Origin of the sequence: Klebsiella quasipneumoniae subsp. quasipneumoniae (genome assembly GCF_020525925.1) — a bacterium.
Taxonomy (GTDB): Bacteria; Pseudomonadota; Gammaproteobacteria; order Enterobacterales; family Enterobacteriaceae; genus Klebsiella; species Klebsiella quasipneumoniae.
The window spans coordinates 5094318-5116671 of record NZ_CP084876.1; the positions used below are offsets into that span (position 1 = coordinate 5094318).

Below are 22354 nucleotides of genomic sequence, written 5' to 3' on the forward strand. Positions count from 1 at the left end.
GAGACTTGGTATTCATTTTTCGTCCGAGGACGTTAAGAATCCATGTCACTTTGAGTGCCCACACAGATTGTCTGATAAATTGTTAAAGAGCAGTGCCGCTTCGTTTTTCGCTGCGGCGCGGGGTGTGCATATTACGCTTTCCCGCTGCAGAGTCAAGCATTTATTTTCGCTTTTCTCTGCGAGGTTCTCACCGGAACCCCGCTGACCCGGCGGCTTGCTTGCCGTTGTTCCGTGTCAGTGGAGGCGCATTATAGGGAGTAATTCTGAGGTGACAAGGGGAAATGCAAAAAAACTTTTCGTTCGCTCGCTTTTCCATCAAGACGCTGTTTAAACGCCCTGTTTGCGGATCATTTGCGCGATTTCTCGGGCAAATCGGGAGACCTGTTGCCAGTCGGTATAGACCACTTCTTTACGGGTATCCGTTTCGCCCCCGGTCATTTTCATAATCAGGCGGATCATAAACCGATCGTACCAGCGGTAACGCGGGTAACGTAGCGCCCCGGCAAACACCGCGCAGCTCTGCGGCTGCCACGGCGAGTTGAGCAGAAACTTGCGCGTATAGCTGTTGGTCTGCGGCGTGCGCTTCTCGGGTTTGCGCGCAACCAGGTTCACCGAAAAGAATGCCCCCGGCAGCGCCTGCAATGCTGCAAGGTGCTTTTTCACAAAGCGGTCCACCGCCGGATGAAAGTGTCCGTAGCGAATCGACGCGCCAATCACCACGCGATCATAATGATGCCATTCCACGTCATCGGTACGGTTCAGATTCAGGGTGTCCGCATCGATACCCAGCTCTTTAAGCTCAGAGGCGAGAAACGAAGCGATTTCACGTGTCTGCCCGTCGCGGGTGGAAAAGAGAATTAAAGTTTTCACGAGCACTCCTGTTATTCGCGCCAGAAAGTGGGAGTAAAGAGCACCAGTAAGGTGAACACTTCCAGACGACCAAACAGCATATTAGCAATCAGGATCCATTTCGCGACCGGGTTCATGGTAGCAAAGTTGTCCGCGACGACGCCGAGCCCAGGCCCGAGGTTGTTCAATGTCGCCACCACGGAGGCGAAAGCGGAGAAGTCATCCACCCCGGTGGCGATAATAGCCAGCATACTAATGATAAAGACCAGCGCATAGGCGGAGAAGAATCCCCATACCGCTTCCAGAATACGTTCCGGCAGCGCGCGGTTACCTAATTTAATGCTATACACCGCATTCGGGTGAACCAGACGCTTAAGCTCACGGTTGCCCTGCTTGAACAGCAACAGGATACGGATAACCTTTAAGCCACCGCCCGTGGAGCCTGCGCAGCCGCCGATAAATGCGGAGCACAGCAGAAGCACCGGCAGGAACAGCGGCCAGCGCGCAATGCTATCGGTGGTGAATCCCGCGGTGGTCGCCATCGACACCACCTGGAAAAACGCCTGATTCAGCGTCGTCAGCACCGAGCCGTACACGTTATGAAGCCATAGCACCAGCGTACAGACGATGACCAGCGTCAACTGGACGCCAATGAACATTCGAAACTCAGGGTCGCGCCAGTACACCTTCAGGCTGCGTCCGCTCAACAACGAAAAATGCAGACCGTAGTTGCAGCCGGAGATCAGCAGGAAGATGGCAATGATGGAGTTGATCATCGGGCTGTTGAAATAGCCGACGCTGGCATCATGAGTCGAGAAACCGCCGATGGCGATGGTGGCGAAGCTGTGCCCTATCGCATCGAAGGCCGGCATACCGGCAAACCAGAGCGCCAATGCGCAGGCGACCGTCAGTAACACATAGATGAGCCACAATGTTTTTGCCGTCTCGGCGATGCGCGGGCGCATCTTGTTGTCTTTCAGCGGGCCGGGCATTTCCGCACGGTAGAGCTGCATCCCCCCGACGCCGAGGATAGGCAGAATCGCCACCGCCAGCACAATGATCCCCATACCGCCGAACCACTGCAGCATCTGCCGGTAAAAGAGGATAGCGTGCGGGAGCGAGTCCAGCCCCACCAGGGTGGTCGCCCCGGTCGTCGTCAGGCCGGAAAATGACTCGAAGAAGGCATCCGTCACCGTCAGGTTCGGCTGTTCGGCGAAAATAAAGGGCAAGGCCCCTACGCTACCCAGCACGGTCCAGAACAGCACCACGATCAGAAATCCTTCACGGGATTTCAGTTCACCCTTTTGCTTACGGTTCGGCCACCACAGCATGGAGCCGATCGCCAGAGCGACAAAAAAAGTTTGAGTGAAGGCCCGTCCCGCGCCATCGCGATATATCAGGGCCACTAATCCCGGGACGATCATCGTCCCCGAAAACAAGATGACCAGCAGTCCAACGATTCGGGTTATGGCGCGAAAATGCATCTCTGGCGCTTCCTTTGATAGGCAAAAAAACAGAGGGGATTATTCGTTAATCTTCAGCAATTGCAATGAACCGCGACTAAAATCAGCCAGTTTTGCTGAAAAAGCCGCCACTTCAGCCTGGGGAAGCGCCACGCGCAGCCGAACCGACGCCAGATATTCGCTTTCAACGACGTTGCCGGAAAATTGGGCGAGCAGCGCTTCGACGCCGGCCAGTTGCCCATATTCACATTGCAAAGTATATGCCGTTAACGGCGTCTTGCGCAGTGTCGTCAACTGCGCCAGCGCCTGATGAACACCGCCGCCATAGGCTTTCACCAGACCGCCGGTGCCCAGCAGGATACCACCGTAGTAACGCACGACGACAGCGGTTATCTCGCCGACGCCGCTTCCCATCAGCTGCGCCAGCATCGGTTTACCCGCCGTTCCCGCCGGTTCGCCATCATCAGAAAACCCAAGCTGTTGCGAATCATCAGGCGGTCCGGCGACCCACGCCACGCAGTGGTGACGGGCATCGGGGTGATCCGCTCTGACGGACTCGACAAAGGCTTTCGCCGCCGCCACGCCGTCGGTATGCGCCAACAGCGTGATAAAACGGCTCTTTTTGATCTCCTCAACGACGGAAACGGGCGCCGCCGGGATTAACCAGCTCTCCATTAGGCCAGCTTCAGATCGCGCGTCATATTTTCGATACTGTTTTCGTGAACCACCACGTTATCTTCGATACGGATCCCGCCGAATGGCTTCATGGCGTCAATTTTTTGCCAGTTGAAGTGTTTGCTGAACGGGCCTTCACGCCACGGCGCCAGTAACGACTCGATAAAGTAGATGCCGGGTTCAATGGTCAACACCATACGCGGCTCGATAATACGGGTGCAGCGCAGATACGGGTATTTCGCTGGCGCCGCCAGGTGCGTACCGGAGTCGTCTTGCATAAAGCCAGCAACATCATGCACCTGCAGACCCAGCGGATGACCAATCCCGTGCGGCATAAATGGCCCGGTCAGATCGTTTTCCACCATCGCCTCTTCGCTGATGTCGGAGACTAACTGATGTTTACGCAGCAGTTTTGCGATGCGCTGATGGAACTGGATATGGTAATCGACGTAGCGAGTCCCGGCTTTCATGGTGCTAATCAGCGCCAGCTGCTCGTCGTTAACGTCTTTAATCAGATGTGCGAAATCGTTATCGCTGTGTGCCGCCCAGGTCCGCGTCAGATCCGCAGCATAGCCGTTATATTCCGCACCGGCGTCGAGCAGGAAACTGCGCATTTCCGCCGGAGCGCGGTGGTCCAGTTTAGTGTAGTGCAGGACAGAAGCATGCTCGTTCAGCGCCACGATGTTGCTGTAAGGCACGTCGGTATCGCGGTGTCCGGTTGCGGTAAGATAGGCCTGATTGATATCGAATTCGCTCATCCCGGACTGAAAAGCTTCATAGGCCGCACGATGACCATTCACGGCCGACTTCTGCGCTTCACGCATACAGGCCAGCTCGTAATCGGTTTTGTAAGCCCGGTAGTAATGCAGATAATCGATAACCCCTTTCGGGTTGATCTTATCCGCGGCGATTCCCAGACCCAGCGCGCGCTCCGGAACCGGCCCGATATAACCAATATTTCCGCGAGCGGCAGGCAGTTGGCTGCCGATGCCATCGGCCTTCGGCAGCGCGACTACATCGACCTCTTCGGTCCAGAACGAGGTCGGCAGCGGCTCAACGTTATGCCAGTAATCAACCGGCAGATAGAACCACAGCTTCGGTTTATTCACACCGTCCACCAGCAACCAGCAGTTAGGCACCTGAGTCACCGGCACCCAGGCTTTGAACTGCGGATTGACCTTGAACGGGTACGGATGGTCATCAAGGAAGACGTTAACCAGCTCGCCGGAGTGAATCAGCAGAGCATCCATCTGAAAACGGGACAGGACGTCGCGGGTACGTTCTTGTAGGGTAACAATATGATTTTTATAGAGCGCGGCCAGGGATTCCATCTTTTGTCCTTTGCTTTTATGGGATCGTGATACTCCGCATCTTAGCACATCGACCTGCGTGCGGGTGATTTCCACCGGATGTGATCCGACCAGCAATTATTTAAAGAGTAATTTGCAATTCTTTAACATAAATTCCACACTCCGTTTCATCTGGTATGACCAGATCATATTGCTGGATTCAGGAGACTGACATGCTCTACAAAGGCGACACCCTGTACCTCGACTGGCTGGAAGATGGCATCGCCGAACTGGTGTTCGATGCCCCAGGTTCGGTCAACAAGCTTGATACCGCAACCGTAGCCAGCCTCGGTCATGCGCTGGACGTACTGGAAAAACAAAACGATCTCAAAGGCCTGATGCTGCGCTCTGAAAAAGCGGCGTTTATCGTCGGCGCGGATATTACGGAATTCCTCTCACTGTTCCTGGTCCCTGAGGAGCAGTTAAGCCAATGGCTGCATTTTGCTAACAGCGTCTTCAACCGTCTGGAAGATCTTCCGGTCCCCACTGTCTCCGCCGTCAACGGTTACGCGCTGGGCGGCGGTTGTGAATGCGTCCTGGCGACCGATTATCGCCTGGCGACGCCGGATCTGCGCATTGGTCTGCCGGAAACCAAACTCGGCATTATGCCAGGCTTCGGCGGCTCAGTCCGTTTGCCGCGCCTGCTCGGCGCCGACAGCGCGCTGGAGATCATTGCTGCCGGGAAAGATGTCGGTGCCGATCAAGCGCTGAAAATCGGCCTGGTGGATGGCGTAGTTGCTGCCGACAAACTGCGCGACGGCGCGCTGGCGATCCTGCGCCAGGCGATTCAGGGCGACCTGGACTGGAAAGCGAAACGTCAACCGAAGCTGGAGCCGCTGAAGCTCAGCAAAATTGAAGCGACGATGAGTTTCACCATCGCCAAAGGCATGGTCGCGCAAACCGCCGGGAAGCATTATCCGGCGCCGATCACCGCGGTGAAAACCATTGAAGCCGCCGCGCGTCTTGGTCGTGAAGAGGCCCTGGTGCTGGAAAATAAAAGCTTTGTCCCGCTGGCTCATACCAATGAGGCCCGCGCGCTGGTCGGTATCTTCCTCAACGACCAGTACGTCAAAGCGAAAGCGAAAAAACTGACCAAAGATGTCGAAACGCCGAAGCAGGCCGCCGTCCTGGGCGCGGGCATTATGGGCGGCGGCATCGCTTATCAGTCGGCGTGGAAAGGCGTGCCGGTCATCATGAAGGACATCAACGATAAATCGCTGACGCTCGGCATGACCGAAGCGGCGAAGCTACTGAATAAACAGCTGGAACGCGGCAAAATCGACGGTCTGAAGCTGGCCGGAGTAATAAGCACCATTCAGCCGACGCTGGAGTATAGCGGTTTTGATCGCGTGGACGTGGTCGTTGAAGCGGTGGTGGAAAACCCGAAAGTGAAGAAAGCGGTGCTGGCGGAAACGGAAGATAAAATCCGCCCGGATACCGTGCTGGCGTCCAACACCTCAACGATCCCCATCAGCGAGCTGGCCAGCGTTCTGCAGCGCCCGGAAAATTTCTGCGGCATGCACTTCTTTAACCCGGTGCATCGCATGCCGCTGGTAGAAGTGATCCGCGGCGAAAAAACCTCGGATAATACCATTGCCAAAGTCGTCGCCTGGGCCAGCAAAATGGGCAAGACGCCAATCGTGGTCAATGATTGTCCCGGTTTCTTCGTCAACCGCGTGCTGTTCCCCTACTTCGCCGGCTTCAGCCAGCTGCTGCGCGACGGGGCGGATTTCCGCAAAGTCGACAAAGTGATGGAGAAACAGTTTGGCTGGCCGATGGGCCCGGCCTATCTGCTGGACGTGGTCGGCATCGACACCGCGCACCATGCTCAGGCGGTCATGGCGGCGGGCTTCCCGCAGCGGATGCAGAAAGATTATCGCGACGCCATCGACGCCCTGTTTGACGCCAACCGTTTCGGCCAGAAGAACGGCCTCGGCTTCTGGCGCTATAAAGACGACAGCAAAGGTAAGCCGAAGAAAGAAGAAGATGCCGCCGTCGACAGCCTGCTGGCCGACGTCAGCCAGCCGAAGCGCGATTTCAGCGATGAAGAGATTATCGCCCGCATGATGATCCCGATGGTTAACGAAGTCGTCCGCTGCCTGGAAGAAGGCATTATCGCCAGCCCGGCGGAAGCGGATATGGCGCTGGTATACGGCCTCGGCTTCCCTCCGTTCCACGGCGGCGCCTTCCGCTGGCTGGATACCATCGGCAGCGCGAAGTATCTCGATATGGCGCAGCAGTACCAGCACCTTGGGCCGCTGTATGAAGTCCCTGCCGGTCTGCGTGACAAAGCGCGCCATAACGAAGCGTATTATCCCCAGGTAGAGCCAGCCCGTCCGGTTGGCGCTCTGAAAACGGCTTAAGGAGTCACAATGGAACAGGTTGTCATTGTCGATGCTATTCGCACCCCGATGGGCCGTTCAAAGGGCGGCGCATTTCGCCACGTGCGCGCGGAAGACCTCTCCGCGCACCTGATGCGTAGCCTGCTGTCGCGCAACCCGTCGCTTGAGGCAAGCGCAATAGACGATATCTACTGGGGCTGCGTGCAGCAAACCCTCGAGCAGGGTTTTAACATCGCCCGTAACGCGGCGCTGCTGGCGGAGATCCCGCATTCGGTACCGGCAAACACGGTTAACCGTCTGTGCGGTTCTTCCATGCAGGCGCTGCACGATGCCGCACGCATGATCATGACCGGCGATGCCAGCGTTTGCCTGATTGGCGGCGTGGAGCACATGGGCCATGTGCCGATGAGCCACGGCGTCGATTTCCACCCGGGCCTGAGTCGCAACGTGGCGAAGGCGGCAGGGATGATGGGGCTGACCGCTGAAATGCTGGCGCGTCTGCACGGCATTAGCCGGGAAATGCAGGATCAGTTCGCCGCGCGCTCCCACGCCCGCGCCTGGGCTGCGACCCAGTCCGGCGCATTCAAAGCCGAGATTATCCCCACCGGCGGCCACGATGCCGATGGCGTACTGAAGTCCTTTAACTATGACGAAGTGATCCGCCCGGAAACCACCGTCGAGACGCTGTCTACCCTGAGGCCGGCGTTTGACCCGGTGACCGGTACGGTAACGGCGGGTACCTCTTCCGCCCTTTCCGATGGCGCGGCGGCGATGCTGCTGATGAGCGAAAGTCGCGCCCGCGAACTGGGGCTGAAGCCACGCGCCCGCGTCCGTTCGATGGCGGTGGTCGGCTGCGACCCGTCCATTATGGGCTATGGCCCGGTTCCCGCCTCGAAGCTGGCGCTGAAAAAAGCGGGCTTATCCACCAGCGATATCGACGTCTTTGAAATGAATGAGGCCTTTGCCGCGCAGATCCTGCCGTGCATTAAAGATCTGGGCCTGATGGAGCAGATCGATGAGAAGATCAACCTTAACGGCGGGGCGATCGCGCTCGGTCATCCGCTGGGTTGTTCCGGGGCGCGTATTAGCACCACGTTGATCAATCAGATGGAGCGTAAAGATGCCCAGTTCGGCCTCGCCACCATGTGCATTGGCCTGGGACAAGGGATCGCCACCGTGTTTGAGCGGGTGTAAATTTACAAAAGGGTATCTCACAGCCAATGGCGTCAGAACAAGGCGGCAAGCGAGCGAATCCCGATGAGCTTACTGAAGTAAGTGATTCGGGTGAGCGAGCGCAGCCGACGCAGTTATGACGTCATTGGCGAAGAGAGACAGTTTAGTTGCCGTTCTTCCCGCCTGTCAGGGGCGGGTTTTTTATTTGCAGATATCAGATAAAAGCAAACGCGTCGCCAAACAGGCGATCTTCGCGCGCGCCGCGTTCATTGCAGAACAGGTCGCGAGCAATCTTGGCCATCTCAAAACGCCCGGCAATATAGATATCGTGATCGGCCAGGGTACCGTAATCCTGCAGCACCGCGGTCAGCACGGTGCCGGAACGCCCACGCCAGCCCTCTTCCGGCTGCTCAACCACCGGCTCAATACGCAGATTCGGATGTTTGACGCTCAAGGCTTCCAGCTCAGCCAGATCGTACAGATGTTTGGTCTCGCGGCCGCCCCAGTAAATCGCGATATCGCGCTGAGGATTGCGTGACAGCGCGGTCAGCAGAATAGAACGCACATAAGAGAAGCCGGTGCCGCCGGCAATCAAAATCAGCGGGCGGTCTTCATCTTCACGCAGCCAGGCTTCGCCATGCGGGATATCAACCTCAATTTCGCGCTCTTTCAGGATGCGATCCATGACCGCCATCGCGTACAGATTGAGCTCCGAGGCGCCGATATGCAGTTCGATAAATTCCTGTTCCGCCGGCGTGGAGGCCATGGAGAATGGGCGTTTGTCGCGCTCATCCATTACCACCATCAGATACTGGCCAGCGCGGAAAGAGAATGCCGCTTCCGGTACTAATCGAACACGATACACGGTATCGGTAATCGCCTCCACCGAGGTCACTTTACAGCTTAAGGTTGTCATGCGTCCCCTCTGTCGGGTCTATAGAGCAAAACAGCGGCGTTAGCCCCGCTTACTGTTGTTTAAAGATGGCCAGATCATCCCAGATGGCGTCAATGCGCGCCGTGACGGCAGGATCTTTTTTGATTGGGCGACCCCATTCACGCTGGGTTTCGCCAGGCCATTTATTGGTGGCATCCAGCCCCATTTTTGAACCCAGGCCGGAAACCGGCGAGGCAAAATCCAGATAATCAATTGGCGTATTCTCTACCAGTACCGTATCACGAGCTGGGTCCATACGGGTAGTGATCGCCCAAATCACATCGTTCCAGTCGCGAGCGTTGACATCGTCATCGCAGACAATCACGAATTTGGTGTACATAAACTGGCGCAGGAACGACCAGACGCCCATCATCACGCGCTTGGCATGGCCTGCATACTGTTTTTTCATCGTCACCACCGCCAGACGGTAGGAGCACCCTTCCGGCGGCAGATAGAAATCGACGATTTCCGGAAACTGTTTTTGCAGGATCGGGACAAAGACTTCATTCAGCGCCACGCCCAGCACCGCAGGCTCATCCGGCGGACGGCCGGTATAGGTCGAATGATAAATCGCGTCTTCACGTTGGGTAATATGGGTGACCGTAAACACCGGGAACTGGTCTACTTCATTGTAGTAGCCGGTATGGTCGCCATACGGACCTTCCGGCGCCATCTCCCCGGCCTCGATATAACCTTCCAGCACAATCTCTGCGCTGGCTGGCACTTCAAGATCGTTCGAGACGCATTTCACCACTTCGGTTTTGGTGCCGCGCAGCAGCCCGGCAAAGGCATATTCCGACAACGTATCCGGCACCGGGGTCACCGCGCCAAGAATGGTCGCTGGGTCGGCGCCGAGCGCCACAGAAACCGGGAAGCGTTCGCCCGGACGCGCCGCGCTCCACTCCTGGAAATCCAGTGCGCCGCCGCGATGAGACAGCCAGCGCATAATCAGTTTGTTTTTGCCAATCAGCTGCTGGCGATAAATCCCCAGGTTCTGCCGCTCTTTGTGCGGCCCGCGGGTCACCGTCAGCCCCCAGGTGATCAGCGGCGCGGCATCGTCCGGCCAGCAGGTCATAATCGGGATTTTCCTCAGGTCGACGTCATCGCCCTGGATGATTTTTTGCTGGCAGGGGGCGCCGCGCAGACGTTTGGTCGGCATATTCAGCACTTGCTTAAACTGCGGCAGCTTATCAAACAGATCGCGGAAACCTTTGGGCGGCTCAGGCTCTTTCAGAAAGGCTAACAGCTTACCCACCTCGCGCAGCGAACTGACGTCCTCCTGACCCATCCCCAGCGCCACGCGCCGCGGCGTGCCGAACAGGTTGCACAGCACCGGCATGGTATAGCCTTTCGGATTCTCAAACAGCAACGCCGGACCGCCAGCGCGCAGGGTGCGGTCGGCAATTTCGGTGATTTCCAGGTGGGGATCGACCGGCAGAGTGATACGTTTTAGTTCGCCCTGTTGTTCCAGGAGTGTCAGAAAGTCGCGAAGATCGTGATATTTCATGAAAGTGTTATTGACCTCTCTACAGGCGGCTAATTATACGGTGTTCAACGGCGAGATGCTGTAATTTTGTTAAATTAGCGTGAAAGAACGCTGAAATTTGGATTTCAATTATAATGGCTTTCGCGATTACACCAGCCATTTGTTATGCTTGCCGTTATTAGAAGTGGAATGAGTCATTATGCAAGCCTGGTACTTACTGTATTGCAAACGTGGGCAGCTACAACGAGCCCAGGAACATCTGGAACGTCAGTCAGTTAACTGCCTGATGCCGACGATTGCGCTGGAAAAAATCATTCGCGGTAAACGCACCATGGTCAGCGAACCGCTGTTCCCGAACTACCTGTTTATTGAGTTCGATCCAGAGGTGATTCATACCACCACCATCAGCGCCACCCGCGGGGTTAACAACTTCGTGCGCTTTGGCGCCCTACCCGCTATCGTCCCTTCGGCGGTCATCCATCAGCTCTCTATCTATAAACCGGAAGGCATCACCGACCCGGAAACGCCGCATGAGGGCGATAGCGTACTGATCACCGACGGCGCGTTCGAAGGCTTACAGGCTATCTTTACCGAGCCGGACGGTGAAGCACGCTCTATGTTGCTGTTAAACCTGCTGAATAAGCAAGTCCTGCAGAGCGTAAAAAACACCGATTTCCAGAAAATCTAAGCGCCGATAACGTCGACGCCAAACAGCGCTCTGACGTTTGCGTCCGTTTGCGCCTCAAGCCACTGCGCCTCCTCGCCGCGCCAGGCCGCGACGCTGGCCAGGATATGCGGCAAATACGCGGGCTCGTTACGACGCGAGGCGGGTTTCGGCTTGAGGTCGCGCGGCAGCAGATAGGGCGCATCGGTCTCCAGCAGCAGACGTTCCGCCGGGATCGCCGGCAGTAGCTCTCGCAGCTCGAGCCCGCGCCGCTCATCGCACACCCAACCGGTAATGCCGATAAACAGCCCCAGATCCAGACATTCCTGCACCTCGCTGCGGCTGCCGGTAAAGCAGTGCAGCACCGCGCCCGGGATCTTCCCAAGCCAGGGTTTAAGTAGCGTCAGAAACCGGTCGTGGGCGTCGCGGCAGTGTAAAAACACCGGCATCGACAGCTCGGCGGCCAGCGCCAGTTGGGCGCTGAATGCCGCCTCCTGCTCCTGCGGCGTGGAGAAATTACGATTAAAATCCAGACCACATTCCCCTATCGCCACCACCTGCGGCTCGCGGGCAAGGACATAAATCGCCTCGGCGACCGCTGGCGTCCAGCTGCTGCCGTCATGGGGATGAACCCCCGCCGTGGACCAGCAGCCGGCGTAATGGCTCGCCATTCTCTGCGCCTGCTGGCTCTCCGGCAAATTTGTGCCGGTCAGCAGCATGCCGTGGACCCCCGCCGACCGGGCGCGCGCCACCACCTCATCATGGTCGCGGGCAAACTGCGAACTGGTCAGATTAACGCCGATATCAAACATGATCGCTCCATATGACAACCGCCCTGACGGGCGGTTGGCGGTATTACTCTTCTCTGTGCTCAGCGGCTTCAGCTTCGGCCGCGGCATCGTCATCGCGCGTCAGACGCTTCCCGGTGTAGAAGCGGGCAAAGAACACCCCGACTTCAAACAGACAGTACATCGGAATGGCCAGCAGCGTCTGCGAGAACACGTCCGGCGGCGTCAGCAGCATGCCCACCACGAAGGCGCCCACCAGCACATACGGCCGTTTTTTGCGCAGCTCTTCCGGCGTAGTGACGCCCATCCAGCAGAGCAGCACAATGGCGACCGGCACCTCAAAAGAGACCCCGAACGCCATAAACAGCGCCATCACGAAGTCGAGATAGCTGCGGATATCGGTCGAGACCAGCACCCCCTCCGGGGCAGCATGGGTCAGAAAGCCGAACGCCAGCGGAAACACGACAAAATACGCGAAAGCCATGCCGATATAGAACAGCAGCGTGCTGGAGACCAGCAAGGGCACCACCAGCCGGCGCTCGTGCTTATACAGCGCCGGCGCGACGAAGGCCCATACCTGATACAGAATAATCGGCACCGACAGGATCACCGACACCATAAAGGTCAGCTTTATCGGCGTAAAGAAAGGTGAAGCGACATCGGTGGCGATCATCGTCGCGCCTACCGGCATCTTGCTGATAAGCGGGGCCGAGACCAGCTGATAGATATCATTGGCGAAATAGACCAGTGCCAGGAAGATCACCAGGATAGCAATGATGCTGTTGAGCAGACGCTTGCGCAGCTCAATCAGATGCGAAATTAGCGGTTGTGTATCGTCTACGCCCATGTTTACGGTTTATCACTCGATGCGGGGGAAGAATGGGGGGCAGCCGCCGTAGCGGATGTTTTCTCTGCCGGTGAAGCGGGTTGCTCGTCGGCCACGGGCTCTGGCGCATGAACCGGAGCGCTGGCCTGATGTTCGGCCGTCGCCGGCGTGACGTCCTGCCGCTGCGCTTCGCTGCCTTTCACCACCGGATTATGGATGGTATTCGCTTCGTCGCTGGCCTTTTCCGGATCGTGGGCGCTATAGGAGCGCTTCATCGACTCCGCGGCCTCGCGCAGCTCGTCCATAGAGGCTTTCAGCTCCGGCGTCAGGTTATTCAGGCTGGCCTTTTCCACCTTCTTGAGGCTCTCCTGGAACTCCTGCAGTTTTAGCTCCTGAGCCAGCTCATTCTGCACCGTGGTCGCCAGCGACCGTAGCGTACGGATCCAGCCAACCACCGTTTTAACCGCGACGGGAAGCCGCTGTGGCCCCAGAACAATGAGGCCAATTACAAACACCAGCAGTAGTTCACTAAAACCAATATCGAACACGAGTTACACCTGCTCTTTGTCGTGGCGTTTTGTCTCGTCTTTTTTTGCATCATCCTGTTTGTCGGCGATAGTTTTCGCCGTGAAATCTGCGTCTGGCGCCGACTTTTCGGGTTTATCATCATCACTCATGGCTTTTTTAAAGCCTTTGATGGATGCCCCTAAGTCTGACCCCAGTGAGCTCAGCTTCTTCGTCCCGAAAAGCAGAACTACGATGACGACAACAATTAATAACTGCCAAATACTGATACCACCCATACACGTTCCCCTATGACAGATGATGAATTATGTGGACGCATTATACACGCCATCCTGCCAGCCGCCTCGCCGTCAGGCCACCGGCATGATTTTGCGCAAATAAGCCTGCGTCATGAAGTGGCGAACCGATCAGCGGGTTTTTCGCCAGCCAATCAGCCAGGTCACGACACCGCCGGCCATCAGCCAGCCGGGCATCATTCCCCACTCAGGGCGATGGATAAAGAGCAGCGTACCACTGAGCAATAAAACCGCGCCTATACCAAACAGATAACGGGATTGGCCCTGGCGCACATGACGCACATGCATATCCCGCACGATAGTATCGACGCTGGTCTGCAGCTGTTTGCTCTGCTGCAGGCTCTGATACACCAGCTCAGGTATTTCAGGCATTCTTTCGATCCAGAACGGCGCTTTGTCTTTAAACGCGCGCACCAGCGCCGGAATACCGACCTGATCTTTGATCCACGACTCAAGGAAAGGCTTCGCCGTTTTCCACAAGTCTAACTGAGGATAGAGCTGCCGGCCTACCCCTTCTACGTAAAGTAATGTCTTCTGTAGCAAAACAAGCTGCGGCTGGACTTCCATATTGAAGCGCCGCGCGGTGTTGAACAGATTAAGCAGCACGTGGCCGAAGGAGATCTCCGCCAGCGGCTTCTCAAAGATGGGCTCGCAGACCGTGCGGATCGCGAACTCAAACTCTTCAACATTAGTGTCCGGCGGAACCCAACCGGAGTCGACGTGCAGCTCGGCAACCTTACGATAATCGCGGTTGAAAAAGGCGATAAAGTTTTCCGCCAGATAGCGCTTATCTTCTTTGTTCAGCGAGCCGACAATGCCGCAATCGATACCGATATACTGCGGATCTTCCGGGTGCTCGTAGCTGACGAATATGTTGCCAGGGTGCATATCAGCATGGAAAAAACTGTCGCGGAACACCTGGGTGAAGAAGACCTGCACGCCCCGCTCCGCCAGCAGCTGCAGGTTGGTTCCCTGAGCCTCCAGCGCCTCGACGTCGGACACCGGAATGCCGTAGATGCGCTCCATCACCATCATGCTTTCGCTGCAGTAGTCGGGGTACACTTCCGGCACATACAGCATCGGGCTCTCTTCGAAATTACGCCGCAGCTGAATGGCGTTAGCGGATTCCCGCAGCAGGTTCAGCTCGTCCAGCAGCGTTTTTTCATACTCACGAACTACCTCCTGCGGGCGCAGACGGCGGCCGTCAGGCAGCAGACGCGGCACCCAGCGCGCCAGGCGGTAGATGAGCTTCATGTCCGCTTTAATGATCGGCAAAATATCCGGACGGATAACCTTGATCACCACCTCTTTGCCGTTCTCTTTCAGACGCGCGGTATGCACCTGGGCGATAGACGCCGAGGCTAACGGCTCAACGGAGAAATCATCAAACCAGGCCTCCACCGGCAGGCCACCCATCGCTTTCTCTATCTGCTGCTGCGCGAGCTTCCCGTCAAAGGGCGCCACGCGGTCCTGCAACAGCGCCAGCTGATCGGCAATATGCGGCGGAAAGAGATCCCGCCGCGTGGAAAGCATCTGGCCGAATTTAATCCACACCGGCCCCAGCTCCTGAAGCGCCAGCCGCAGACGGGCGCCAAGGGGTTGATCCTGATGGCGGTTTGGCATCCAGAACAGCATCCGCCGCCAGATACGCAGCGGCAGCGTGATCCGCATTTTGGGGATGAGCTCATCGAGCCCGTAGCTCAAAAAGGTGTGGACGATGAAATACAGGCGCCGTAATTCTCCTGGCGTCATTTGCCCTCCAGCGTTTCCAGCCGTTTTTCCAGTGCGGCCAGCGCGCGTTCAATAGCCGTCGTCTCTTCAGCAAACCAGGCCAGCTCCAGCGGCCCCGGCGCCAGGCGCCACTCTTCAGTGATCGCTTCCGCGACATAGCGCTGCTGGCGCTGCGCCCCTTTCAGTAAAAACTGAGCGCCGCCGCGGAGAACTTTACCGACGCCTTCGGCCACGATGTCGCCGGTGTAAGGCGCCAGCAGTTCAGCGGGATCGAACTCCGCCAGATCGCACAGGGTGACCATGTTCTGCACCACCTGCAGATCGCCCTGCACTTCCAGCTCGCCGCTGCGGATAAGCGCCGTGAGCTGCTGACGGTTGCGCAGTTTTGGCAGTACGCTGAGCCGGGTAATCACGGTGCAGTCGGCCTCTCCCTCCCAGGCGCTCAGGACATCAACCTGGCGTTCGCTGAACACCAGCACCACGGGCGTGGAGAAGTCCTGCAGCTGTACCCGCAATACCTTGCCCAGCAGGCGCTGGCGGGCGGGTTTTAGCGCTTTGTCGCGCCAGAGGAAAGTATTCAGCGCCGTTTCAATGCCAGCGGTCACCAGGGGTGTGAAAGGCATAGCGTCCCTCCTGTCAGAACTTGTAACCGCGATGCAAAGCAACGATACCTGCCGTCAGGTTGTAGTAGTCCACGCTTTCGAAGCCTGCATCCTGCATCATCCCTTTCAGGGATTCCTGGTCCGGATGCATACGGATCGACTCCGCCAGGTAGCGATAGCTGTCGCCGTCTTTTGCCACCAGCTCGCCCACCTTCGGCAGGATATGGAAGGAGTAAGCGTCGTAGGCTTTGCTCAGCGGTTCAATAATGGGTTTAGAAAACTCCAGCACCAGCAGACGTCCGCCCGGCTTCAGCACGCGGTACATCGAACGCAGCGCTTTTTCTTTGTCGGTCACGTTACGCAGACCGAAAGAGATGGTGATGCAGTCAAAGGTATTATCAGCAAACGGCAGGGCTTCCGCGTTGGCCTGAACATACTCAACGTTACCCACGATGCCGATATTGCGCAGCTTTTCGCGGCCCATTTTGAGCATTGAATCATTGATATCAGCAAGCATAACGCGGCCGGTTTCCCCTACCAGACGGGAAAACTTAGCCGTCAAATCACCGGTACCCCCCGCCAGATCCAGCACGGTCTGCCCGCGACGTACACCGCTGCAGTCGATGGTGAAACGCTTCCACAAACGATGGATACCAAACGACATTAAGTCATTCATCACATCATACTTTGCGGCGACAGAATGGAATACATGCGCCACCATGTCCGCTTTCTGCTCTTTAGCGACCGTCTGAAAGCCAAAGTGCGTCGTTTCTTGTGAATCCTCAACCATCTTTATGCCTGCTTGCTTTTCAAGAAAATGTTCACTGAGTGTATCAGACTCAGCGCATTTCCCATACGTTTCAGCGTGGCGGAGCCGCCTCCCGGCTGCGCACCGCCTCGGCAGAGTCGGGCGAAAATGCGTCATTTTCCGGCAGGTTATCCTCCTCTTCGAGACGATATTGATCGTCCTGAGCAGTGGCTTGTTCGACTAAATCAGGATTAATCCCGCGCTTGACCTCCACGCCCAACCCGCGAAAAGCCTCCGCCTGAGCCAGCAGATTACCGCGCCCGGAAGCGAGCTTTTTCATCGCCTGGCGATAGTTCTCTTGCGCTTTATCCAGACTCTGGCCGATAGCGGACATATCGTCCACAAACAGGCGCATTTTGTCGTAAAGGCGCCCCGCCCGCTCGGCGATCTTCTGCGCGTTGCGGCTCTGGTGCTCATAACGCCACAGATTGGCGATGGTGCGCAGGGCCACCAGCAGCGTCGTCGGGCTGACCAGCATAATATTATTTTGCAGCGCCTCGCTAATGAGCTCGGGCTGACGATCAATGGCCAGCAGGAATGCCGGCTCGACGGGAATAAACATCAGCACATAGTCGAGGGAGCGCAGGCCCGGCAGTTGCTGATAATCCTTGCGTCCCAGCAGGCGAATATGATTACGCACCGAGGCAAGGTGCTCCTGCAGCGCGACTTCGCGGGTGTAGTCGTCCTCGGCGTTGAAATAGCGCTCATAGGCGACAAGGGTCATTTTGGCGTCGATAACCACGTCTTTACCCTGCGGCAGGCGCACGATGACGTCCGGCTGCATCCGCGAGCGGTTGTCGGTCTCGATGCTGACCTGGGTCTGGTACTCATAGCCTTCCCGCAGGCCGGAGGCTTCCAGCACGCGGGTGAGAACCACTTCCCCCCAGTTGCCCTGAGTTTTGTTATCGCCCTTCAGCGCTTTGGTCAGGTTCAGCGCCTCCTGCGCCATCTGCGCGTTCAGCTGCTGCAGGTTGCGGATCTCATGCGCCAGGGTGTGCCTTTCCCGCGCCTCCTGGCCGAAGCTCTCCTGCACCTGGCGGCGGAACCCGTCCAGCTGTTCGCGCAGCGGTGTCAGCAGGCCATGCAGGCTCTGGCGATTTTGCTCATCGACGCGTCGGTTGCTGTGTTCGAAAATGCGGTTGGCGAGGTTTTCAAACTGCTCGCTCAGGCGCTGTTCGCTGTTCACCATCTGGCGGATCTTATCTTCCGCATGCAGCTGGGTGGATTCGAGCCGGGTGGTAACCTCTCGCAGATCGGCCTCCAGCGAGGTATTGATATCCCGCAGGCTGCGCAGCTCGTTGTTCAGCAGCTCGCACTCTTCACGCCAGTGGGCTTCCTGTACCAGCTGCTGACGGGCGGCGCTCAGCTCAATATCCAGCTCTCGCCGCTCCTCGATAAGATCGGCCCGAATTTGATCGGCGCGCGCTTTGGTCGCCAGCCAGCCGACGATTAATCCAGCAGCCAGTGCGATAACCGCGCTGATAATAATGGAGAGATCCACGACGCCCCCTGCGATAACCTGATGACACAAAATAGAATTGTGCTGTACAAACGTCCAGTTTAAAAGGAATTTCCTGCGAGAGGCGACGCAAAAAAAAGGCCGGAGGATCCGGCCTGACAGGGAAAGCGTTGAATTACAGCAGACGGCGCGCCGCTTCCACGACGATTTTCACCGCATGGCTTTCGGTTTGCTTCATGGTTTCGGCGTTAGGGATCTCTTGCTGGGTACGGTTAACGATAACCCCGGCCACCATCCCGGCGCGCAGGCCCTGGCTGGCGCACATGGTCAACAGCGTAGCGGATTCCATTTCATAGTTCATCACGCCCATCGCCTGCCACTCTTCCATGGAGCCTTTGAAGCGGCTCACTACGCGGCCGGAGAAGGTGTCGTAACGCTCCTGTCCCGGGTAGAAGGTGTCCGAGGAAGCGGTCACGCCGATATGGGTGGTGGCGCCAATGGATTTCGCTGCTTCCACCAGCGCGGTGGTGCAGGCGAAATCTGCGACGGCCGGGAATTCCATCGGCGCGAAGTGCAGGCTGGCGCCGTCCAGACGAACGGAAGCGGTAGTCACCAGCACATCGCCAACGTTGATGTGCGGCTGAATGGCGCCGGTGGTGCCAATGCGCAGGAAGGTACGCACGCCAAGCTGCGCCAGCTCTTCCACAGCGATAGACGTAGACGGGCCGCCGATGCCGGTGGAGCAGACGATCACCGGTTTGCCGTCCAGTTCCGCGCGCCAGGAGGTAAATTCGCGGTGAGATGCCAGCTTAACCGGCTTATCCATCAGCGCGGCGATCTTTTCCACACGCTCCGGATCGCCAGGGACGATAGCCAGCGTAGCCCCTTGTAAATCGTTCTTGGTGAGGCCGAGATGAAAAACATCAGACTTGGACATAAAAAACTCCTCTGTGGGTCGAATTATCAGCAGAAGCAAAACGGTACTGTACAGAAGCCCCTGGCAACATTTTGTGATGTTAGTCACCAAGAACAATAATGATTGCAGTTGTTTTTCAGTAAATAGTGATAAACATCACATTAACAAGTTATATTCATCGTCACTGAACAAAAGATAGCCGCTTTCAGGCACTGTGCTTTATTACCGCCCGAACTAAAGGTAAAGGGTCTATAGTTACTGATGCGCTAATAAATAAGGGTACGGAGAATACCATGACCACCACCAAGCAACCTGGATTCGCACCTGCAGCCTCGCCGCATGCCGCAACCGCCGTTCATACGCCGGAAGAGCATATTGTCACCGGAGAGACCTCTATTCCCTCTCAGGGGGAAAACATGCCGGCTTACCATGCCCGCCCGAAAAACGCCGATGGCCCATTGCCGATCGTCATCGTGGTGCAGGAAATCTTCGGCGTGCATGAGCATATTCGCGATCTTTGTCGTCGCCTGGCGCAGGAAGGCTATCTGGCTATCGCGCCTGAATTGTACTTCCGTCAGGGCGATCCGAATGAGTATCACGATATCCCGACCCTGTTTAAAGAGCTGGTTACGAAGGTGCCGGACGCGCAGGTGCTGGCGGATCTCGACCACGTCGCCAGCTGGGCGGCGCGCCATGGCGGCGATGCCCATCGTCTGCTGATCACCGGCTTCTGCTGGGGCGGACGTATCACCTGGCTATATGCTGCCCATAACCCGCAGTTGAAGGCGGCGGTAGCCTGGTACGGCAAACTGGTAGGAGAAAAATCGCTGAATTCGCCAAAACACCCGGTGGATATCGCCGTCGATCTCAACGCCCCGGTACTCGGCCTGTACGGCGCCAAAGACGCCAGCATTCCACAGGACACCGTCGAAACCATGCGCCAGGCGCTGCGGGCGGCCAACGCCACGGCGGAAATCGTGGTCTATCCTGAAGCCGATCACGCCTTTAACGCCGACTATCGCGCCAGCTATCACGAAGAGTCAGCCAAAGACGGCTGGCAGCGGATGCTCGACTGGTTTGCTCAATATGGCGGTAAAAAAGGGTAATCGTCCGAAGCAGGAAAAAAAGGAGGCAAATGCCTCCTTTTTGATTTTTCGGGCGACGATCAGGCAGATTGACGCAGGTTACGCGCCGCTTGCACCATATTCGCCAGCGCGGCGCGAGTCTCCGGCCAGCCCCGGGTTTTCAGGCCGCAGTCCGGGTTAACCCACAGCCGCTCCGCCGGGATACGCTGCGCGGCTTTTTCCAGCAGCGCTTCGATCCACTCCACGCTCGGTACGTTTGGCGAGTGAATATCATATACCCCCGGCCCGATTTCATTGGGATACTCGAACACTTCGAACGACTCCAGCAGTTCCATGTCGGAACGCGAGGTTTCAATGGTGATCACGTCGGCGTCCAGCGCGGCGATGGAGTCCATGATGTCGTTGAACTCGCAATAGCACATGTGGGTATGGATCTGAGTGTCGTCTTTGGCCACCGCGGCGTTAAGGCGGAAGGCTTCCACACCCCACTGCAGATAGGCATCCCAATCGCTGCGCTTCAGCGGTAACCCTTCGCGCAAAGCAGGCTCATCAATCTGGATGATGCCGATACCGGCCGCTTGCAGATCCGCCACTTCATCACGCAGGGCCAGCGCAATCTGTTTCGCGATGGTTTCACGGCTAACGTCTTCCCGCGGGAAGGACCAGCACAGAATCGTCACCGGTCCAGTGAGCATCCCTTTCACCGGCTTGTCGGTCAGCGACTGCGCGTACTTCGCCCATTCGACGGTGATCGCCTGTGGACGGCTGACGTCGCCGATCACCACCGGCGGCTTCACGCAGCGGGAGCCATAACTCTGCACCCAGCCGTTTTGCGTGAAGATGAAACCGTCCAGATGCTCACCGAAGTATTCCACCATATCGTTCCGCTCGGCTTCCCCGTGCACCAGTACGTCTAATCCTAACCGCTCCTGCTCGACGATCGCCTGCTTAATATGTTCCGCAATGCCGGTACGATAATGACTGGCGTCCAGATTGCCCTTTTTGAAGTCCAGGCGCAGGCCGCGGATCTCGGTCGTCTGCGGGAATGACCCGATAGTGGTGGTCGGCCACGTCGGCAGGTTAAAGCGTTGACGCTGCGCCTGAGCGCGAACCTCATAGGGGCTGGCGCGCTGGCTGTCCTGAGCGGTGATCGCCGCCAGCCGTTTTTCCACCGCCGGGTTATGTACGCGCGTCGAATGGCGACGGGCATGGACTGGCGCGCTCCACTCGGTAATCGCCGCGGTATCGCCGCTGTTCAGCGCATCGCGCAGCAGCGCCAGCTCACCGCATTTTTGCAGCGCGAAGGCAAACCAGCTCTTCACTTCCGCATCAAGGCGCGTCTCCACGCTCAGGTCGATCGGGCTGTGCAACAGAGAGCAGGATGTCGCGACCCACAGTTCGCGCTTACCGACGAGGTTTTTAATTTGCGCATATTTTTCGGCGAGATCGGCGCGCCAGACGTTACGCCCGTTGATCAGGCCGGCGGACAGCAGCCAGTCGGCAGGAAGACATTTATGCAGTTCGGCGACATCATCTTTACCGTGGACCAGATCGACGTGCAGCCCCTGGACCGGCAGCGCAGTAATGGTCTCGAGATTGTCGCTAACGCCTTCAAAATAGGTGGTCAGCAGCAGTTTGACCTGGCCCTGCAGGGCGTCATAAGCCGGTTTAAAGGCCTCCAGCCACGCTGGCGGCAGCTCCAGCACCAGCGCCGGTTCATCAATCTGCACCCACTCAATGCCGCGCTTCGCCAGTTCGGCCAGCACCTGCTGATAAACCGGCAGGATGTCATTCAGCAGGCTCAGACGGTCAAACGGTTCGCCTTTCACTTTGCCCAGCCACAGATAGGTCACCGGCCCCAGCAGCACGGGCTTGATCTTGTGGCCCAGCGCCAACGCTTCGTCCACTTCATCCAGCAGTTGGGTCCAGGTCAGTTTGAACTGCTGGCCCTTCACGAACTCTGGCACCATGTAGTGATAGTTGGTGTTGAACCACTTGGTCATTTCCGCAGCGGCCGCTGGCTCGCCGGTGGGAGCGCGGCCGCGGCCAATGCGGAACAGGGTATCGATATCGACAGAGCCGTCTTTGTTCTGATGACGAGCCGGCACGTTGCCAAGCAGCAGGCTGGTGGTCAGAACATGGTCGTACCAGGCGAAATCGCCCACCGGCAGCAGGTCAATACCGGCCTGCTTCTGCTGCTCCCAGTGACGGGCGCGCAGTTCCCGGCCTACCGCCAGCAGCTCCTCGCGAGTGGCATTGCCCGCCCAGTAGCTCTCTTGCGCTTTTTTCAGCTCGCGACGCAGGCCAACGCGAGGGAAACCGAGGGTGTGGTTAATAATTGTCATTTTTGTTCCTCTCTTATTTCATTGAATCTGAAGAAAAA

At 57.4% G+C, this 22354-nt stretch carries 20 protein-coding genes; 4 read left to right on the forward strand and 16 right to left on the reverse strand.

The window, feature by feature from the left end:
• Positions 1–327 precede the first annotated feature (327 nt).
• Genes hemG through pepQ form a run of 4 tightly spaced genes read right to left on the reverse strand, consistent with a single transcriptional unit; the run spans position 328 to position 4318 of the window.
• The gene (hemG, locus tag LGM20_RS24375; protein WP_023291587.1) at positions 328–870 is read right to left on the reverse strand and encodes a menaquinone-dependent protoporphyrinogen IX dehydrogenase; all 543 of its coding nucleotides are present in this window, start codon (positions 868–870) and stop codon (positions 328–330) included.
• 11 nt (positions 871–881) lie between these two features.
• Positions 882–2333: a Trk system potassium transporter TrkH gene (gene trkH, locus LGM20_RS24380; RefSeq protein ID WP_004886724.1), complete on the reverse strand. Its 1452-nt coding sequence runs from the start codon at positions 2331–2333 to the stop codon at positions 882–884.
• 39 nt (positions 2334–2372) lie between these two features.
• Positions 2373–2987: an IMPACT family protein gene (locus LGM20_RS24385; RefSeq protein WP_004886726.1), complete on the reverse strand. Its 615-nt coding sequence runs from the start codon at positions 2985–2987 to the stop codon at positions 2373–2375.
• Positions 2987–4318: a Xaa-Pro dipeptidase gene (gene pepQ / locus LGM20_RS24390; RefSeq protein ID WP_023291586.1), complete on the reverse strand. Its 1332-nt coding sequence runs from the start codon at positions 4316–4318 to the stop codon at positions 2987–2989. Before pepQ ends, LGM20_RS24385 begins: the two co-directional genes overlap by 1 nt.
• 191 nt (positions 4319–4509) lie before the next feature.
• Between pepQ and fadB the strand changes: the two genes are divergently transcribed.
• Together fadB and fadA are read left to right on the forward strand one after the other, a co-directional pair.
• A complete protein-coding gene (gene fadB / locus LGM20_RS24395; protein WP_023291585.1) occupies positions 4510–6699 on the forward strand; it encodes a fatty acid oxidation complex subunit alpha FadB in 2190 nt (729 codons plus the stop codon).
• Between the two features lie 9 nt (positions 6700–6708).
• On the forward strand, positions 6709–7872 hold the full coding sequence (gene fadA, locus LGM20_RS24400) for an acetyl-CoA C-acyltransferase FadA (RefSeq protein WP_004886733.1): 1164 nt from the start codon (positions 6709–6711) through the stop codon (positions 7870–7872).
• A 193-nt stretch (positions 7873–8065) separates the two neighbouring features.
• Here fadA and fre read toward each other — a convergent pair whose 3' ends face one another.
• On the reverse strand, positions 8066–8767 hold the full coding sequence (fre, locus tag LGM20_RS24405) for an NAD(P)H-flavin reductase (RefSeq protein ID WP_004886735.1): 702 nt from the start codon (positions 8765–8767) through the stop codon (positions 8066–8068).
• A 49-nt stretch (positions 8768–8816) separates the two neighbouring features.
• Positions 8817–10292, reverse strand: a complete 1476-nt coding sequence (gene ubiD / locus LGM20_RS24410) for a 4-hydroxy-3-polyprenylbenzoate decarboxylase (RefSeq protein WP_023291584.1) — start codon at positions 10290–10292, stop codon at positions 8817–8819.
• Between the two features lie 178 nt (positions 10293–10470).
• Here ubiD and rfaH point away from each other — a divergent pair, with 178 nt between their 5' ends.
• Complete coding sequence (rfaH, locus tag LGM20_RS24415) at positions 10471–10959, forward strand: transcription/translation regulatory transformer protein RfaH (RefSeq protein ID WP_004886742.1); 489 nt, start codon at positions 10471–10473, stop codon at positions 10957–10959.
• Here the strand turns inward: rfaH and tatD are convergent.
• The 9 genes from tatD to udp form a co-directional block, all read right to left on the reverse strand.
• Positions 10956–11747 carry a 3'-5' ssDNA/RNA exonuclease TatD gene (gene tatD, locus LGM20_RS24420; RefSeq protein ID WP_032454525.1) on the reverse strand — a complete coding sequence of 264 codons (792 nt, stop codon included), beginning with the start codon at positions 11745–11747 and terminating at the stop codon, positions 10956–10958. The genes rfaH and tatD overlap by 4 nt on opposite strands.
• Before the next feature lie 43 nt (positions 11748–11790).
• Positions 11791–12570 (reverse strand): Sec-independent protein translocase subunit TatC, encoded by a 780-nt coding sequence (gene tatC, locus LGM20_RS24425; RefSeq protein ID WP_004886745.1) that lies wholly within the window; start codon positions 12568–12570, stop codon positions 11791–11793.
• Between the two features lie 2 nt (positions 12571–12572).
• A complete protein-coding gene (gene tatB, locus LGM20_RS24430; RefSeq protein WP_023291582.1) occupies positions 12573–13097 on the reverse strand; it encodes a Sec-independent protein translocase protein TatB in 525 nt (174 codons plus the stop codon).
• 3 nt (positions 13098–13100) lie between these two features.
• Complete coding sequence (gene tatA / locus LGM20_RS24435) at positions 13101–13352, reverse strand: Sec-independent protein translocase subunit TatA (RefSeq protein WP_002883425.1); 252 nt, start codon at positions 13350–13352, stop codon at positions 13101–13103.
• Between the two features lie 129 nt (positions 13353–13481).
• Positions 13482–15122 (reverse strand): ubiquinone biosynthesis regulatory protein kinase UbiB, encoded by a 1641-nt coding sequence (ubiB, locus tag LGM20_RS24440; protein WP_044521773.1) that lies wholly within the window; start codon positions 15120–15122, stop codon positions 13482–13484.
• Positions 15119–15724, reverse strand: coding sequence for a ubiquinone biosynthesis protein UbiJ (gene ubiJ / locus LGM20_RS24445; RefSeq protein WP_032454522.1), 606 nt, complete (start codon positions 15722–15724; stop codon positions 15119–15121). The genes ubiB and ubiJ overlap by 4 nt, the downstream gene beginning before the upstream one ends.
• Positions 15725–15737: 13 nt before the next feature.
• Positions 15738–16493, reverse strand: a complete 756-nt coding sequence (gene ubiE, locus LGM20_RS24450) for a bifunctional demethylmenaquinone methyltransferase/2-methoxy-6-polyprenyl-1,4-benzoquinol methylase UbiE (RefSeq protein ID WP_023291579.1) — start codon at positions 16491–16493, stop codon at positions 15738–15740.
• 70 nt (positions 16494–16563) lie between these two features.
• Positions 16564–18012 (reverse strand): DNA recombination protein RmuC, encoded by a 1449-nt coding sequence (rmuC, locus tag LGM20_RS24455; protein WP_023291578.1) that lies wholly within the window; start codon positions 18010–18012, stop codon positions 16564–16566.
• Positions 18013–18145: 133 nt separating this feature from the next.
• Positions 18146–18907 carry a uridine phosphorylase gene (gene udp / locus LGM20_RS24460; RefSeq protein ID WP_002883419.1) on the reverse strand — a complete coding sequence of 254 codons (762 nt, stop codon included), beginning with the start codon at positions 18905–18907 and terminating at the stop codon, positions 18146–18148.
• 272 nt (positions 18908–19179) lie between these two features.
• Here udp and LGM20_RS24465 point away from each other — a divergent pair, with 272 nt between their 5' ends.
• A complete protein-coding gene (locus LGM20_RS24465) occupies positions 19180–19992 on the forward strand; it encodes a dienelactone hydrolase family protein (RefSeq protein ID WP_044521772.1) in 813 nt (270 codons plus the stop codon).
• Between the two features lie 59 nt (positions 19993–20051).
• Here the strand turns inward: LGM20_RS24465 and metE are convergent, their stop codons facing one another.
• Positions 20052–22316 (reverse strand): 5-methyltetrahydropteroyltriglutamate--homocysteine S-methyltransferase, encoded by a 2265-nt coding sequence (metE, locus tag LGM20_RS24470; protein ID WP_044521770.1) that lies wholly within the window; start codon positions 22314–22316, stop codon positions 20052–20054.
• Between the last annotated feature and the right edge of the window lie 38 nt (positions 22317–22354).

Bases quoted from the DNA above. Each gene is read 5' to 3' on its own strand.
- trkH (WP_004886724.1), bottom strand. From the start codon at position 2,333: ATGCATTTTCGCGCCATAACCCGAATCGTTGGACTGCTGGTCATCTTG.
- LGM20_RS24385 (WP_004886726.1), bottom strand. From the start codon at position 2,987: ATGGAGAGCTGGTTAATCCCGGCGGCGCCCGTTTCCGTCGTTGAGGAG.
- pepQ (WP_023291586.1), bottom strand. From the start codon at position 4,318: ATGGAATCCCTGGCCGCGCTCTATAAAAATCATATTGTTACCCTACAA.
- fadB (WP_023291585.1), top strand. From the start codon at position 4,510: ATGCTCTACAAAGGCGACACCCTGTACCTCGACTGGCTGGAAGATGGC.
- fadA (WP_004886733.1), top strand. From the start codon at position 6,709: ATGGAACAGGTTGTCATTGTCGATGCTATTCGCACCCCGATGGGCCGT.
- fre (WP_004886735.1), bottom strand. From the start codon at position 8,767: ATGACAACCTTAAGCTGTAAAGTGACCTCGGTGGAGGCGATTACCGAT.
- ubiD (WP_023291584.1), bottom strand. From the start codon at position 10,292: ATGAAATATCACGATCTTCGCGACTTTCTGACACTCCTGGAACAACAG.
- rfaH (WP_004886742.1), top strand. From the start codon at position 10,471: ATGCAAGCCTGGTACTTACTGTATTGCAAACGTGGGCAGCTACAACGA.
- tatD (WP_032454525.1), bottom strand. From the start codon at position 11,747: ATGTTTGATATCGGCGTTAATCTGACCAGTTCGCAGTTTGCCCGCGAC.
- tatC (WP_004886745.1), bottom strand. From the start codon at position 12,570: ATGGGCGTAGACGATACACAACCGCTAATTTCGCATCTGATTGAGCTG.
- tatA (WP_002883425.1), bottom strand. From the start codon at position 13,352: ATGGGTGGTATCAGTATTTGGCAGTTATTAATTGTTGTCGTCATCGTA.
- ubiB (WP_044521773.1), bottom strand. From the start codon at position 15,122: ATGACGCCAGGAGAATTACGGCGCCTGTATTTCATCGTCCACACCTTT.
- ubiJ (WP_032454522.1), bottom strand. From the start codon at position 15,724: ATGCCTTTCACACCCCTGGTGACCGCTGGCATTGAAACGGCGCTGAAT.
- ubiE (WP_023291579.1), bottom strand. From the start codon at position 16,493: ATGGTTGAGGATTCACAAGAAACGACGCACTTTGGCTTTCAGACGGTC.
- udp (WP_002883419.1), bottom strand. From the start codon at position 18,907: ATGTCCAAGTCTGATGTTTTTCATCTCGGCCTCACCAAGAACGATTTA.
- LGM20_RS24465 (WP_044521772.1), top strand. From the start codon at position 19,180: ATGACCACCACCAAGCAACCTGGATTCGCACCTGCAGCCTCGCCGCAT.
- metE (WP_044521770.1), bottom strand. From the start codon at position 22,316: ATGACAATTATTAACCACACCCTCGGTTTCCCTCGCGTTGGCCTGCGT.